Below are 13,189 nucleotides of genomic sequence, written 5' to 3' on the forward strand. Positions count from 1 at the left end.
CGCGGAATGGCCGACCGCGGCGCAGACGACCAGCTCGAAAATCTGATCCTCGGTGCAGCCCGACGCCTTCGCCGCCGCGAGATCCGCCTCGGTGACCTCGGCGGGCCGGTCGACGACTTTGCCGATCAGCGCGTCCAAGGGCGGCGAAAGCCCGTCATTGCTGAATGCCCGCGCCCGCTGCCGCGCAGACGCCCGCCCTTCGCCGTCCAGCACGCGATTCACCAGATCCTGGTGCGCCGCCCGCTTCTCGTCCTCCGGCATAACGCCCTCCTCGGCGACTGGATACCCAGGTATAGGACGGTCAGCCACCCGCCGAACGTGACACCGCCCCGCCGAGCCCCATCCCGTCCCGCATGAATGCCGAGGTCAGCGCACAGTGTGACAATTCGGCGGCCTCGGGCGCTGGCTTATATGTAGGTCACGGATACCCCGCCGTGACCCGCGCCATGGGCGGCCCACGGACTGCGGCATCCCATGGCCCGGCCCCGCCCTCCCGCCGCCGTGGGGGGCGGGGCCCCACAATCTCCGCCGTCATCGGTAGGACGCTGCGAATCAGGCGGCCCGGAAATTGGGACCTTGGCGCGTCTGACGGGCGGTGAGACGCTCACCGGCGATCGGATTCCGAGAACGCCTCCCGAACAGGAGACCGGTTTGCTGTCTCGACGCTCCCCCGCCCTCGCCCTCGTCGCCGCCGCGCTCGTCGCGAACACCTCCCCCGCCACGGCCGCCGAGCGCGGCCTCCCTGATCTGCGCATGGTGCAGGACACCGGGACGGTCTCGCCCTACGAAGCCCGGACGGGACGCTGCCCAGAAGGCACGCAGCCCGTCGGCGGCGGGTTCGATCTCGCCAAGGGGCACAGCGTGGCCGCCACCGTGCCCGTTGCCGGGGCGGGATGGCAGGTCAAGGCCCGTTCCAACACCGGGGCAACGGACGCCTTCACCATGACCTCATATGCGATGTGCGCCACTCCGCCGCCCGGCTACGAGGTCGTCAAGGAGACGGAGACGGCGGTCCCCAATGGGGAGGCCCGCGCTGTCACCTGTCCGCTAGGTAAGGACATAGTGGCAACCGGAGCGGAAGCCAGGGGGCCCGGCGCCGAGCTGAACGCCAGTTACATCTTCTTCGCGGCCTCGTCCAAGGTCTATTACTCAGTGGCCAGCGGCACCAGCCACGGCGCCGGCACCGTCGACCTAGACGTCTACGCCGTCTGCGCCGACCAGAACCTCTCCGTCTGGAGCACGAGGCTAAGCGAAAACGAGTTCGACAACGGCGACGGACCCACATGGGCCTGCCCGAACGGCGCCAGGGCCGTCAGCGCCGGGTTCAACCTGGGGGTGACCACCAGCCACATGACCGCCAGCAGGCCCCGCGCGACCGGCGACGGCGATTGGAAACTCACCGGGACCGATCCGGATCGCTCCAAGTACTACCTGCTCAGTGGTCTCGTCTGCGCTGCCTGACTCAAGGCGGAGTGGCATCGTGGTCACGTGAGCGAATTGAAGGGACCTCGGTGCGAAATCCAGTGAACGATCCCGGCCCTACGAGCTATGAAGCCGAGCTGCGGCGGCACAATGAGGTGCTGCGCCGTGCCTGCGGTGTTCAGGTCGATGAACACGTTCTCGACATCGGTTGTGGAGCCGGGGAGACGACCCGGCAGGCCGCGCGGATAGCGCGGAGTGGCAGTGCTCTCGGGGTGGACGTCTCCGTTCGCGCCATTGAGCGCGCCCGCGAACTCGCCCAGGCCGAGGGGCTGGGCAATGTCGCCTTCGAGTGCGCCGACGCGCAGGTCCACAGCTTTCCGCAGGAACGCTTCGACCTTGTGACCAGCAGGTTCGGGACGATGTTCTTCGCCGACCCGGTCGCCGCGTTCACCAATATCGGGCGGGCGCTGCGCCCGTCCGGGGGACGCCTGGTGATGATGGTCTGGCAGTCCCACGAACGCAACGAATGGGACGAGGCCATTCACCAGGCGCTCGAAACCGTCCACGCGGAACAGGGGCCGGATGCGTTCTCGCTCGCCGATCCCGCGTCCGTGAAGCAGATTCTGAGGGACGCGGGGTTCACCGGCGTCGATTTCACCGACGTCCGCGAGCCGGTCTACTACGGCCATGACGTGGACGCCGCGCTCGCCTGGGCCTGCGGCTTCACCAGCACCAGCGAGACGCTCAAGCGATTGGACGCCACCGCCGCAACGCGGGCGATCGGGCGCCTGCGCGAAATGCTCGCCGCGCATATGATGGACGACGGCGTCTGGTTCGACTCCCGCGCCTGGATCGTCACCGCCCGCCGCCCCTGAGCGCCTTCCGTCCGCCTTCAGGGGATCTTCGAGAAGTCGATCAGTGCCGTCCCGGCCTCGTTCTGGATGAAGCGCTGCGGGTTCCGGTCGTTCCGCCGTCGCGCGAGGACCTCGTTGGTTCGCGGTATCCCGGTGTCGATCAGCTTGCCGGTCCGCAGGTCGTACAGGACGTGAGTCCTCGTTCTGAGTCCTTCGGGGAAGTAGGGGATGAACCGGTCGTAGATGACGCTCAACGTCATCGGGGACGCAGGGGTGTCGAGCGGCAGTGTCTTTCCGGCCTTTCCGTCCCTGCGCTGCATGGTCATGGTCCTCTTCCAAGGGTCGGAGCCGACGCACCAGGTCACCGCGCATGACCACGTCCCTTTGAGCGGTGCGAGGGCCGCCTTGCGGCGCTCTCCCGTCCGCTCGTTCCACAGCGACCGGTACAAGACGTCCGGCCACGCTTTCCCGTCGTACACAGGCGAGCCGATCCAGGGCCAGGAGACGATCTCGTAACCGGCGGTGCCGGGGACGACGGTGGACGCCCCGCCCGACAGGGGCGCTTTGTGGATGCCGTCGCTCATCCCCCAGACGATGGTGTCGCCGTCGATGAGCAGCGTGGTGATCGAGTCGCCCCGCATCCCGATGATCTTGTGTGCGGTGCCGCCGGCGAGCGGCGCTCCCCAGATCTCGACCGTGTCGCGGCCGTTCACGCGGTACGACAGCCACCAGATCACCTGGCCCTGCCCGATGGCGAAGTCGGACGCGAAGATCTTCGACCCGCCCGGGACGACGATGTCGGTGATCACGCGGGCCTTGCGGCCGTCGAGATCGTAGGACCACAGTTTGTCCGGCTTCTGCAGGGACGACGTGGTCGCTCCCACCAGCGTCCCGCCGTCCAGCAGTGCCACCGGTTCCAGAACGCGCCCGTTGGGCAACCGGCCGGGGACGTTCCGGACGGCGTCCGGCCACCGTTCGCGCAGTTTCACCGGCGCGCCGAGCCGGGCGAGCGACACCGGCTTGAGGTCCCCGGCCGTGGTGGCGGCGGGAGGCGTGTCGTGATCGGAGCGCAGCAGCCCGCCGACCGCGCCCGTCCCGCCGACGGCGACCGCGACCGCTGCCACGGCCGCCGACATCCGGACGCGGCGGCGCCTGCGGCGTGCCTTCTCCACCCTGTTGAGCAGGCCCGCCCTGACGTCCGGGGCCTGCCGCGCCGCGGTCGTGAGCGTGGCGCGCAACGCCCGGTCCAGGTCATCGGTCATGGTGTCCTCCCGCCGTGGACGCGGCGGCCGGACGCCAGTCCGCGCGTAGCTTGCCGAGCGCGCGGGCGGCCTGGCTGCGGACCGTCCCGCGCGAGATGCCGAGCATCGCCGCGATCTCCTCGTCGGACAGATCCTCGTAGTAGCGCAGGACCAGCACCGCCCGCTGCCGCCGAGGCAGCGAGGCCAGCGCCTCCCAGAGCCGCGGGTCGTGCTCGGCCCGTTCCAGGCCGCGGTCGTCGTAGCGTCCTTCCGGGACGTCGCCGACCAGGCGCTCACGTTTTCGCCGACGCCACATGCTGATGTGCTGGCGGGCCATGATCGTCCGGACGTACCCCTCGGGGTCGTTCTTGTTCACGACCCGGCTCCAGGCGCCGCTCAGCCTGATCAGGCCCTCTTGCAGCAGGTCGGCCGCGTCGTCGGGGTTGCCGGTGAGCACGTAGCCGTAACGGAGCAGCGCCTGCGCACGCGTAGTCACGAATTCCTCGTAGGTCACGCCGTCGTGATCCAAGGCCGTCCCTTCCCATCGTCCCCAGGACGCGTGGGCGGCCCGAACTGTTGCACGTTCCGAGGAACTCGATGCGTGGCCCTAGGCGTCGAGGACGGCGGCGGTGGCCTCGATCTCCACGAGCTGATCGTCGTAGCCGAGGACGGTGACGCCCATCAGCGTGCTGGGGACGTCGTGATCACCGAAAGCGGCGCGGACCACCTTCCAGGCGGCCCCCAGGTCCTTTTGCTTGCTGGACGCGACGAGGACCCTGGTGAAGATGACGTCGCTCATGGACGCTCCGGCATCTTCCAGGGCGATTCGCATATTTTCGACGGCCTTCGCCGCCTGACCTGCGTAATCGCCGACCGCCACCGTGGTTCCGTCCTCGTCCAGCGGACAGGCCCCGGCGAGAAAGATCAGGCGAGATCCGGGAGCCGCCGAGGCGGCGTAGGCATACTCGGCGACGTCGGACAGCGAGGACGAGCGGATCAACGTGACGGCACTACTCATGGACGCTCCCTTCCCATCGGCTAGGAACGCTCCATCGTGCCAAGGCCGCCACCGCGCCGCCCCTCATTAACGACCCCGGCGGGACGCGGGACTGGACCGGTCGGCCGCTGAACATCTAGCGGCCGGTGTCCTTCCGGGAGGGGTCTCGGACGGGCGGCGTTACTTTGCCGCCATGCCGCCGAGCAGGAGACAAAGGCCCCCGGCCAGCGTGATCGCCGTCGTGGTGATCTTCTCGATACCCGCTGTTCTGTTCCTCGTCCTCACGGTCGGGATGGTGGCCATCGCGATCGCGGATCGTGAGCCGAGCGCGCTGGGGTACGCCCTGTTGATGCTCGTCGTGGCAGCGCTTCCGGGAATGCTGGCGCAGGGACTCTGGCGGGGTTACCGGGGTTCCAGGGTGCTCGCGATGGTCGTGGGCGTGCTGAGCATTCCGAGCGGAATCCTGATTTTGCTACTGCTGACGACCCGCACCGCCAAGGAGTGGTTCGGCCTCCCACCAGCCACCATCGTGCATTTCCCGAAGAGCGGCCCTGGACAGCCAGGACGCGGTGTGAACACCACCTCCCGGCCGGTGACTCTGGCCGCCAAGGCAGTTGACGCCCACTCCATCGAACGGTTGGACAGGAAGGAAGGTAAGCCGTGACCTCGCCGCACCCCCCGTCCGCACAACGCCACCGTCAACGCCCGCCGACGTCCCGATAAGCAGGCACAGCCGCCGTGTGCACCGGAGGCGGTGCCAACCCGCCGAGCGCGCTGGAGTTCCCGAACCGGGCGACCAGCAGCGTCACCGCCGCAACCGCGGACGGTCCGGGGCTCGACCTAGCGCTTGAGGTCGGAGACCAAGGCCCGGAGCGCGTCGCGGGTGATCAGGAGGCGCGGGCCTTCGGGGTTCTTGGGGTCGCGGATGCCGACGCCCCCTGGGAGTCGGGCGAGTTCCACGCAGTGACCGCCGTCGCTGCCGGAATGGCGTGTCTTTCGCCATGTCGGCCTGGATTCCATGGCATTCATCACCCTTCGCTGTGGGCGACGTTCTCATCCGGCAACAGACCAGACCTGGCCTGCGCCAAGCCGTTTTCGTCGTGACGTTCTTAGCCTTGGCCCATTTCGGGCCAGGGCTGTGGCCGTCAGCGCTTGAGGGTTGTGATCAGAGTGTGGAGGGTGTTGCGGGTGATGTGTAGGTGGGGGCCGTCCGGGTCCTTGGAGTCTCGGACGCCTACCGCTGTGCCGAGGTCGGCCAGTTCGACGCAGTTGTCGCCCTGCGAACTGCTGTAGCTGCTTTTACGCCACGCGAGGTGGGGGGTCATGGCTTCCATACGTCGTCTGCGATCTCCCTGATCAGCGCTGCCGACATCTCGGCCGGAAGCGCGTACGTGGAAATATCCGCGAACCGCTCGTGCAGTTGATCAACGTCGGAGAGCCCGTCCAAGATCCTGCCGCGCGGCTCGCAAGCAGTGTAGGCGGTCCGCAGATTGCCGGGCAGGCTCGCGATGACGAACGCTCCTGTGTTGCCGGGGTGCGGAGCACCGTCCGGAATCACTTGCACGGACAGCCGCGGCGATATGGCGTCGGCGAGCCGGTAAAGCTGTTCGTACATCACCTGGGCAGTGCCCACCCTCGAACGCAGCACCCGCTCCGGGAGGATGTAGAGCAGCCTTGGTGGAGGCGGTTCGTCCCGGTTCAGGATGGCCTGCCGGTCGATCCGGCCCTGTACAGCTTGCTGATCTCCGTACAAGAGCACCTCGGCGTAGCTGGGCGTCTGCAACAACCCATAGATGACGAGTGGTTCGTAGGACCTCAGGGTCTCGGCCTTTTGCTCGTAGTCGGGCCACCTTGCGAAGTGGTCGGGGAAGGCGGCGGAGCGGCCGTCGAAGAGACCGTCGTGGAGGTGGGCGAGGGCGTCGCGAGTGTCCAGGACGCGGTCGCATTCCTCGGCGAAGACGCGGTCGCAGCTCGTCTCGCCGCGCTCGATCTCCCCGATGGTGGACGCGGCGAACGGGATCTTGTCGGCGAACTGGGCGAGGGACAGTTCGGCCAACTGCCGGTAGCGGCGGACCTCGGACCCGAACAGGTCCAGCGGGCCGCTTGAGGGGGTCAGGCGCTTCGGGCGTTGCGGCATGTCGACTCCTCCGACCGGGTGGTCACCGAATGATGAACGGCAATGAACGCAGTGTCGCGATTATGTGCGTGACCACGGGTTTTGCCTCACTCGGAATCCTGCCGCAGGGGACGCTGGGGAACAGTTGATCGAAGACTTCCCCGAGGTGATTCTTATGTCTCCTGCGGTGCTGGCCCCTGAAGTCCCGACGCTCGTCCTGGAACCGGACGGGCGGGCGGCGGGGAGGGCGCGGCGGTTTGTGGCGGCGCGGTTCGCGGAGTGGGGGATCGCGGACGATGAAATAGGCCGGCTCGTGGTGAGCGAGTTGGTCACCAACGCCTATGTGCACGGGGAGGGGCGGATCGTCGTGCGCGTGTTCGTGGACGAGCGCGACCGCCTCCCCGTGGTGGAGGTGTGGGACGGCGGAGCGAAATTGCCCTTCATCCCGGCGGCGGACTGCACCGCCACGTCCGGCCGGGGGCTGCTGCTGGTGGCGGAACTGGTGCGGGCGTGGGGCGTCCGTCCTCTGAACGAAGGAGGGAAAATCACGTGGGCCAAACTGCACTGATCCGCTACCGGGTGCGCCGGGCCGTCCAGCATCGGTACCTGGAATGGCGCGCGCTGCGGAACCGGGACATCGTCATGGCCTATCTGGACGCGCTTGTTCCGCCACTTGAGCGGCGCGGATGGCGGTGCGTGAAGACCTATGAGCCGGACGTGGTCCCGGTCCGGGTCCCACTGCTGCGGATCTACGGCGCTGATATCGCCATGACGCTGTGCGTGCTGGCGGTTCCGCACGGCCTCTGGAGCTATTACGAGGCGGCGCGCGGGCGGGGCGGCTGGTTCTGCCCGTGCGGGGACGCCGAATGGGCGGCGGAGACCGTGGACGAATTCCTCAAGGAGCGGTCGTCCGCCCGATGAACGAGGCCGTCGCGCTGTTGCTGGTCCAGCGGCTCTTTCCCGAGTGGGTGATCACGCGGGACGCGCACGGGAACTGGCGGGCCGCCATTTCATCCGGTGATCTCGACGGGCTGATGACGCGGCTCGCCGCCGCCGATCCGGACGCGGCGCGGCGAGCCGTCCACCTCCTGACCGAGGGCGGGCGGGTCAGTCGGACGGGGCGCCCAGGATGACGGCGGTGCCGAGCAACACGTGCTTGGTCCGCGTGACGTAACTGTTGAAGTAGGTGCTGATCCGCAGGGCGATGATCGCGTGCGCGCCGCGTTGCGCCGCGGACTTCGCCAGTTCGTCGAGGCCGTTGCCGATTTCGGTGTTCTCGCACCACACCGGCCATGCCTGTTCGACGGGTCCGGCGCCCGCGGTCTGGACGCCGTCGGTCGTGTAGATCGGAATCACCCGACCACCTAACCATAAACTTGGATCAGCGGGCGGGGCGCTCATAGATGAGTTCGCGGCCGTCGATCTCGTCCCATTGCTCGCCGACGTGGGTGAAGCCGTGGCCCGCGATCGTCGCGAGGGACGCCTCGTTGTCCGGGCTTATCGTCGCGCGGACGGTCTTCACGGACGGCTCGGCCGCCGCCCTTTCCAGCATCGCGGCGAGCATCGCGCGGGCGTGGCCGCGGCGGCGGTGCGCGGGATCGACGGAATAGGAGATCTCGACCGTCCCATCCGGGTCGGGAGGTGATTGGAATCCCGCATATCCGACGACGGCCCCGTCGCTCTCCGAAACGGCGGCGCGGACGATCCAGGAGGCGATCTCCGGGTCGTGTGCGAGCTGCTCAAGGCGGAGCCGCCAAAGGAATATGGCCTCGTCGGTGAGGAAATAGTCGGTGAGCGTGACTCCCGCGGCGGCGCTCGCGGCGGCGAGGTCGCCGTCCAGCAGGGCGGTCATCGCGGCCGCGGGGATTTCCACGAAGCGCAGGCCGGTGGACGTCATAGGCGACTCCTTTTCGCGTGGTGGTCGGCCAGCCGGGTCAGCAGGGCCGTGAGCTGGGCGCGTTCGGACGGGTCGAGCGGCTCCAGAAGATCATCCTGGATTCCGGTGAGGACCTCATCCAATTTTGCGAGGTGGCGGGCGCCGTCCGGGGTGAGGGTGATGATGTTGCGCCGCCGGTCGGACGGGTCGGGCGCCCGCTCGACCAGCTTCTTCGCGGCCAACTCGTTGAGCGCGGCGACGACGTCGCTGCGGTCGATGCCGGTGTGGCGGCCCAGCGTGGCCTGGCTGGACGGCCCGTACTCGTCGAGCGCGGCGAGCAGCCGGTAGTGGTAGCCGCGTGCACCCGCGGCGGCGAAACCGTCCCCGACCAGGCGTTGGCTGTGCGCGGACACCATGTTGATCAGCCAGCTCGCGGCGTTCCTGACGCGTGCGGGCGGCTGGGCGTCGGCCGTCATCATGCGGATCAGTGTACGGGGTTGTTGGTTGGGCCAACGATATGTATCGTTGGTCTCGCCAATGTTGGCTCAACCAATGGAGTTGTGATGAACGACCGTGCAGAGCTGTCCGCGCTGGCCAGTCGCCTCGGGCTGTGGCTGGACGAGGGCGCCCCCGAAACCGGGCTCGCGCTCTTCACCGACGACGCCGAGGCGCGCACCCTCGGCGGCGTCGCGAAGGGCGTCAAGGCGCTGATCGCGCAGGCACAGAAGAACCACAAGGTGCCCACGCAGCACTTCATCACCAACAAGCTCATCGAGCTGGACGGCGACCGCGCCGTCATCCAGGCGAACCTCCTTGTCGTGTTCGCCAACGAGGAGGGGCCGCGGCTGCTGGGCGAGCGCTATGAGCTGAGCGCCGTCAGGGCGGACGACGGCTGGCGGATCTCGCGCGTCCAGGTCGGACGTCCGGTGTGGGAAATCGCCAACGCCGCCTAAGCGGAGGTGAGTTTCTCGGAGAGGGCACGGAGTTGCGCGCGGGCGGCCGGGTCATACGCCTGGTCGTCGGCGCGGGACTCCCGGAGACCGTTGAAGAAACGTCCTGACACGTCGTCCAGCGCTGGGTCGGTCACAAGGCGGTGGGTCGCGCGGACCCCCTCCTTCAGGGTGCTTATCGGCGAGGACACCATTTTCGTCGGCATGTAGGTGGCCGGGTGTAGTGCGTTGGCCGTGACGCCCGTCCCGGCCAGCTCGTCCGCCAGATCGATGGTGAAAAGGACCTGTGCGAGTTTGCTCTGGCAGTAGGCGCGTATCCCGCTGAAGCCGTGGTGGAGCATGACGTCGTCGAAGTCGATGGCCTGCTGACCGAGACTGCTCACGTTGACGATGCGTGCTGGGGCCGAGCTGATGAGGGTCGGTAGAAGCAGCCGGGTGAGCAGATATCCGGACAGGTAGTTCACCTGGAACGTCAGTTCGTGACCGTCCGCGCTTTCTCGTCGTGGCCCGTCTGCGCCGATGCCAGCGTTGTTGACCAGGACGTCCAGCCGCGGATGGTCGGCCCTGACCGCCTCCGCCAACGCGCGTGTCTCGTCCAGGGACGACAGGTCCGCGCGGTACCAGGACGCCCGGCCGCCGATCTCCTGCAAGGTCGCCTTGCCGCGCTGGTCGTCCCGTCCGTGAACGAGGACCGTCGCGCCTTCGGCGGCGAGCTCGGCGGCCAGTGCGCGGCCCAGTCCGTCCGTCGCGCCGGTGATGAGAATGGTCTGCTCTTCGATGGGACGCATATGGTCCATCGTGCTCGGCGCGCGCGCACGGTAACCAGGGTTCATCCACCCTGGTATCCCGACTACCCGGTTCGTCCGGCTAGGGGCGGGCGAAGAAGTCCTGGATGAGTTTCGCGAATTCGTCGGGTCGTTCCATGAGCGCGACGTGTCCGGTGTCGAGTTCGGCGTAGTCGCTGCCCGCGATGAGCTTGCCTAGGTCGCGATGGTTCTCGACGGGGATCGTCTGGTCGCGCGTGCAACCGATGGCGAGCGTGGGTGCCTCTATGCGCGACAGCAGCGGACGGACGTCGACCCGCCGGACCAGGTCGAGTTGGCGTAGGCGCCCGTCGTTGGGCTGCATGAAGCCGTGCGAACCCTCTGCGGCCTCGTAGCCGATCTCGTTCAGGTGGGGGCGGGCAAAGGAAGTGAGCGTTCCTAGGCGTCCGAACCCTTCGGGAGAGTCCGCGATGCTTAGCCACAGGGCTACCAGCTGCTGGATGTACACGTCCTCCGCGTGGGCCCACCCGGCGGCGACGACGAGGCGGCGGACGAGGTCCGGGCGCAGCGCGGCAGCGGCGGCGGCCGTGGGCGCGCCGAGCGAGAAGCCGACGACGTCGGCCGGACCCGTCCCGGCGTCCTCGATCACGGCGCTGACCTGCTCGGCGAGGGTCTCGATCGTGAGCGGGGCGCCGTCGTCGGAGGCGGAGTCGCTGCCGGAGAGGTCGGGAAGGTGCACGGTGTTGCGGCCGGTGAAGCGGTCGAGGATCCCGTCCCACATGAACGAGCCGGGGCCCACGCCGTGGACGAGCACGACCGGCGGGCCGGAGCCCTCGGTCCGGTAGGAGATACGGGCCTTGCCAACGGTGATTTCTGCCATGCCCCCAACGCTGCCCGCGCTGGACGCCGATGAGGAGCGGACCGCCTTGGCTAGGACAGGCGGTCCCAGTCTGAGCCGCGGTGGATCACGGATGATTGGACGTATGGACATGGACCGCCGCGAGCTGGCCGACTTCCTCCGCCGTTCCCGGGAGCGGCTGCGTCCGCGCGAGGTCGGCCTGACGGAGGGCCCCCGGCGGCGCACGCCGGGGCTGCGCCGGGAGGAGGTGTCGCAGCTCGCGGGCATGTCGGCTGACTACTACATGCGCCTTGAGCAGGCACGGAGCCCGCAGCCCTCGACGCAGTTGCTGCGTTCGCTGGCCCGCGCGCTGCGGCTGACGGAGGACGAGCGCGATCACCTCTACGTCCTCGCCGGGCACCGTCCGCCCGCCGGGCCGTTCGCGGGGGAGCACGTCCGGCCGGGCCTGCTCTACCTGCTCGACCGGCTGCACGACACCCCGGCGACGATCATCGGGGACCTCGGGGACGTGCTGGCGCAGAACTCGATGTCCGAATTCCTTTTCGGCTGTGTCTGCACAGTCGAGCCCGGTGACCGGAACATCGTGTGGCGATGGTTCACCGACCCGTTCGTCAGGGAGGCGTACCCGGAGGCGGAGCACGAGCACTACAGCCGCCTGCATGTCGCCGATCTACGCGCGGCGGTGGCGCGGCGCGGGACCGACGCGGTGGCGTCCGCGCTGGTCGGACGGCTGCGCGAGGCGAGCGACGAGTTCGCGCGGCTGTGGGAGCGGCACGAGGTCGCGGTGCGGCGCAGCAGCCGCATGAAGGTGCTGCACCCGGAGATCGGCGCGATGGAGTTCGACGCGGAGATCCTGCTGACCCCGGCCGAGGATCAGCGGTTGGTCGTCTTCACGCCGCCGCCGGGGAGCCCCGCCGTCGAGGCGCTCGAACTGCTCGGCGTGATCGGTGCCGATACTGTCCACCGAAGCCACGTCTAGGGGACCAGCCGCCACAGGGTCGTCGTCTCGGCGGCGCGTGCCGAGTGGAGCGGGTCGTCGGGGTCGGTCGCGCGGGGGTGGCGCGGCTTGGCGTCGAGCGTGCCCGCGACCCTTAGGCCGGACTCTTCGAACAGGGCGAGGAGGTCGTCTCGGGTGCGCAGCCCCAGGTGCTCGGCAAGGTCGGACATGATGAGCCAGCCTTCGCCGTCCGGTTCGAGGCGTTGCGGCAGGCCGGACAGGAAACCTCGGAGCATGCGTTCTTTCGCGTCGTAGACGGCATGCTCTAGAGGCGAGGCCGGTTTGCCTGGGAGCCAAGGCGGATTGCAGACGATGAGCCCCGCTTTTCCCTCGGGGAACAGGTCCGCTTGGACGACATCGACCCGTACTTGCAGGCGGTCGACGTTCTCTTGGGCGCAGGCAAGCGCGCGCGGGTCGTTGTCGGTGGCGACTACTCGCTCGATACCGCGACGGGCCAGGACTGCCGCGAGTACCCCTGTGCCCGTCCCAATGTCGAAGGCCGTTGTCGTAGGCGGGATCGGTGCTTCGTTCACCAGGTCTACGTATTCGCCCCTGACAGGGGAGAAGACGCCATGGTGCGGGTGGATCCGGTCGCCGTCCAGGGCTGGGATCGGCACCCCTTTCCTGCGCCATTCGTGCGCGCCGATGAGGCCGAGCAGTTCGCGGAGAGACGTCACGTAGGGCTGGTCGTCCGGGCCGTACACCTCGGTGCAGGCTTCCTGTACGTCCGGGGCTCGGCGTAGGGGAATGGTGTGGCCGGGGTCGAACGGGATGAGCAGCATGCTGAGCGTCCGCGCGCGCTGGGCTCGTGCTTGCCGGAACAGATGAAATGCCTGTGCCCCGGAGGGTTCCGGCTTCTTGCGTTTCGGCGGACGGTCGATCCGGCGAGCCATCGCGGTGAGGAGCTGGCGGGCGTTCTGGAAGTCGCCCCGCCACAGCAGTGAGGTGCCCTCGCAGGCCAGCCGGTAGGCGTCGTCGGCGCGCGTCTCGTCGTCGGCGACCACGACGCGGCGGGGCGGTGGGGCGCCGCCTTCCGACCGCCAGCGGACGCTCACGTCCCGGCCGCCCTCCCGCCAGGAGATCTCGTCCACACCGAGTACCGTATCCGCGTGC

The 13,189-nt window shown here is 68.5% G+C and carries 20 protein-coding genes; 8 read left to right on the forward strand and 12 right to left on the reverse strand.

Translation table 11 applies throughout. The annotated features are described in order from the left end of the window. The first annotated feature begins 576 nt into the window (after positions 1–576). Positions 577–1,461 (forward strand): hypothetical protein, encoded by an 885-nt coding sequence (locus tag FXF68_RS43740; protein WP_246178566.1) that lies wholly within the window; start codon positions 577–579, stop codon positions 1,459–1,461. Positions 1,462–1,523: 62 nt separating this feature from the next. Then, complete coding sequence (locus tag FXF68_RS09265; protein WP_246178568.1) at positions 1,524–2,297, forward strand: class I SAM-dependent methyltransferase; 774 nt, start codon at positions 1,524–1,526, stop codon at positions 2,295–2,297. Between the two features lie 17 nt (positions 2,298–2,314). Here FXF68_RS09265 and FXF68_RS09270 read toward each other — a convergent pair whose 3' ends face one another. The 3 genes from FXF68_RS09270 to FXF68_RS09280 all read right to left on the reverse strand — a co-directional run bounded on the left by FXF68_RS09270 (position 2,315) and on the right by FXF68_RS09280 (position 4,535). Further along, positions 2,315–3,538: a TolB-like translocation protein gene (locus FXF68_RS09270; protein WP_148758527.1), complete on the reverse strand. Its 1,224-nt coding sequence runs from the start codon at positions 3,536–3,538 to the stop codon at positions 2,315–2,317. After that, on the reverse strand, positions 3,528–4,031 hold the full coding sequence (locus tag FXF68_RS09275) for a SigE family RNA polymerase sigma factor (RefSeq protein WP_425458591.1): 504 nt from the start codon (positions 4,029–4,031) through the stop codon (positions 3,528–3,530). Before FXF68_RS09275 ends, FXF68_RS09270 begins: the two co-directional genes overlap by 11 nt. A gap of 93 nt (positions 4,032–4,124) precedes the next feature. Beyond that, complete coding sequence (locus FXF68_RS09280; RefSeq protein WP_148758529.1) at positions 4,125–4,535, reverse strand: RidA family protein; 411 nt, start codon at positions 4,533–4,535, stop codon at positions 4,125–4,127. A 172-nt stretch (positions 4,536–4,707) separates the two neighbouring features. Between FXF68_RS09280 and FXF68_RS09285 the strand changes: the two genes are divergently transcribed. After that, complete coding sequence (locus FXF68_RS09285) at positions 4,708–5,178, forward strand: hypothetical protein (protein ID WP_187437827.1); 471 nt, start codon at positions 4,708–4,710, stop codon at positions 5,176–5,178. Positions 5,179–5,354: 176 nt separating this feature from the next. On the opposite strand, the gene FXF68_RS09290 is transcribed toward FXF68_RS09285, so the two are convergent. The 3 genes from FXF68_RS09290 to FXF68_RS09300 form a co-directional block, all read right to left on the reverse strand. After that, entirely contained in the window at positions 5,355–5,543 is a 189-nt protein-coding gene (locus tag FXF68_RS09290) for a DUF397 domain-containing protein (protein WP_342787112.1), read from the reverse strand. 116 nt (positions 5,544–5,659) lie between these two features. Beyond that, entirely contained in the window at positions 5,660–5,839 is a 180-nt protein-coding gene (locus FXF68_RS09295) for a DUF397 domain-containing protein (RefSeq protein ID WP_148758532.1), read from the reverse strand. Then, the gene (locus FXF68_RS09300) at positions 5,836–6,651 is read right to left on the reverse strand and encodes a helix-turn-helix domain-containing protein (protein WP_148758533.1); all 816 of its coding nucleotides are present in this window, start codon (positions 6,649–6,651) and stop codon (positions 5,836–5,838) included. The genes FXF68_RS09295 and FXF68_RS09300 overlap by 4 nt, the downstream gene beginning before the upstream one ends. 154 nt (positions 6,652–6,805) lie before the next feature. On the opposite strand from FXF68_RS09300, the gene FXF68_RS09305 reads away from it, so the two are divergent. The 3 genes from FXF68_RS09305 to FXF68_RS09315 are packed head-to-tail and all read left to right on the forward strand — an operon-like array spanning position 6,806 to position 7,763. After that, complete coding sequence (locus FXF68_RS09305; RefSeq protein WP_148758534.1) at positions 6,806–7,198, forward strand: ATP-binding protein; 393 nt, start codon at positions 6,806–6,808, stop codon at positions 7,196–7,198. Then, a complete protein-coding gene (locus FXF68_RS09310) occupies positions 7,180–7,551 on the forward strand; it encodes a hypothetical protein (protein WP_148758535.1) in 372 nt (123 codons plus the stop codon). Before FXF68_RS09305 ends, FXF68_RS09310 begins: the two co-directional genes overlap by 19 nt. Beyond that, entirely contained in the window at positions 7,548–7,763 is a 216-nt protein-coding gene (locus FXF68_RS09315) for a hypothetical protein (RefSeq protein WP_148758536.1), read from the forward strand. Before FXF68_RS09310 ends, FXF68_RS09315 begins: the two co-directional genes overlap by 4 nt. Here the strand turns inward: FXF68_RS09315 and FXF68_RS09320 are convergent. The 3 genes from FXF68_RS09320 to FXF68_RS09330 are packed head-to-tail and all read right to left on the reverse strand — an operon-like array spanning position 7,738 to position 8,985. Next, positions 7,738–7,986 (reverse strand): hypothetical protein, encoded by a 249-nt coding sequence (locus FXF68_RS09320; protein ID WP_148758537.1) that lies wholly within the window; start codon positions 7,984–7,986, stop codon positions 7,738–7,740. The genes FXF68_RS09315 and FXF68_RS09320 overlap by 26 nt on opposite strands. Positions 7,987–8,011: 25 nt before the next feature. After that, positions 8,012–8,527, reverse strand: coding sequence for a GNAT family N-acetyltransferase (locus tag FXF68_RS09325; protein WP_222869873.1), 516 nt, complete (start codon positions 8,525–8,527; stop codon positions 8,012–8,014). Continuing rightward, positions 8,524–8,985, reverse strand: coding sequence for a MarR family winged helix-turn-helix transcriptional regulator (locus FXF68_RS09330; protein WP_148758538.1), 462 nt, complete (start codon positions 8,983–8,985; stop codon positions 8,524–8,526). The genes FXF68_RS09325 and FXF68_RS09330 overlap by 4 nt, the downstream gene beginning before the upstream one ends. 84 nt (positions 8,986–9,069) lie before the next feature. Between FXF68_RS09330 and FXF68_RS09335 the strand changes: the two genes are divergently transcribed. Then, a complete protein-coding gene (locus tag FXF68_RS09335) occupies positions 9,070–9,459 on the forward strand; it encodes a nuclear transport factor 2 family protein (RefSeq protein ID WP_148758539.1) in 390 nt (129 codons plus the stop codon). Here FXF68_RS09335 and FXF68_RS09340 read toward each other — a convergent pair. Both FXF68_RS09340 and FXF68_RS09345 read right to left on the reverse strand, forming a co-directional pair. Continuing rightward, positions 9,456–10,244, reverse strand: a complete 789-nt coding sequence (locus FXF68_RS09340) for an SDR family NAD(P)-dependent oxidoreductase (RefSeq protein WP_148758540.1) — start codon at positions 10,242–10,244, stop codon at positions 9,456–9,458. The two genes, FXF68_RS09335 and FXF68_RS09340, sit on opposite strands and share 4 nt — an antisense overlap. Before the next feature lie 79 nt (positions 10,245–10,323). Next, positions 10,324–11,100, reverse strand: coding sequence for an alpha/beta fold hydrolase (locus tag FXF68_RS09345; protein WP_148758541.1), 777 nt, complete (start codon positions 11,098–11,100; stop codon positions 10,324–10,326). A gap of 103 nt (positions 11,101–11,203) precedes the next feature. Between FXF68_RS09345 and FXF68_RS09350 the strand changes: the two genes are divergently transcribed. Further along, a complete protein-coding gene (locus tag FXF68_RS09350) occupies positions 11,204–12,058 on the forward strand; it encodes a helix-turn-helix transcriptional regulator (protein ID WP_148758542.1) in 855 nt (284 codons plus the stop codon). Here FXF68_RS09350 and FXF68_RS09355 read toward each other — a convergent pair. Continuing rightward, complete coding sequence (locus FXF68_RS09355; protein WP_148758543.1) at positions 12,055–13,167, reverse strand: methyltransferase; 1,113 nt, start codon at positions 13,165–13,167, stop codon at positions 12,055–12,057. The two genes, FXF68_RS09350 and FXF68_RS09355, sit on opposite strands and share 4 nt — an antisense overlap. Positions 13,168–13,189 lie beyond the last annotated feature (22 nt).

Source organism: Actinomadura decatromicini, from assembly GCF_008121305.1.
Taxonomy (GTDB): Bacteria; Actinomycetota; Actinomycetes; order Streptosporangiales; family Streptosporangiaceae; genus Spirillospora; species Spirillospora syzygii.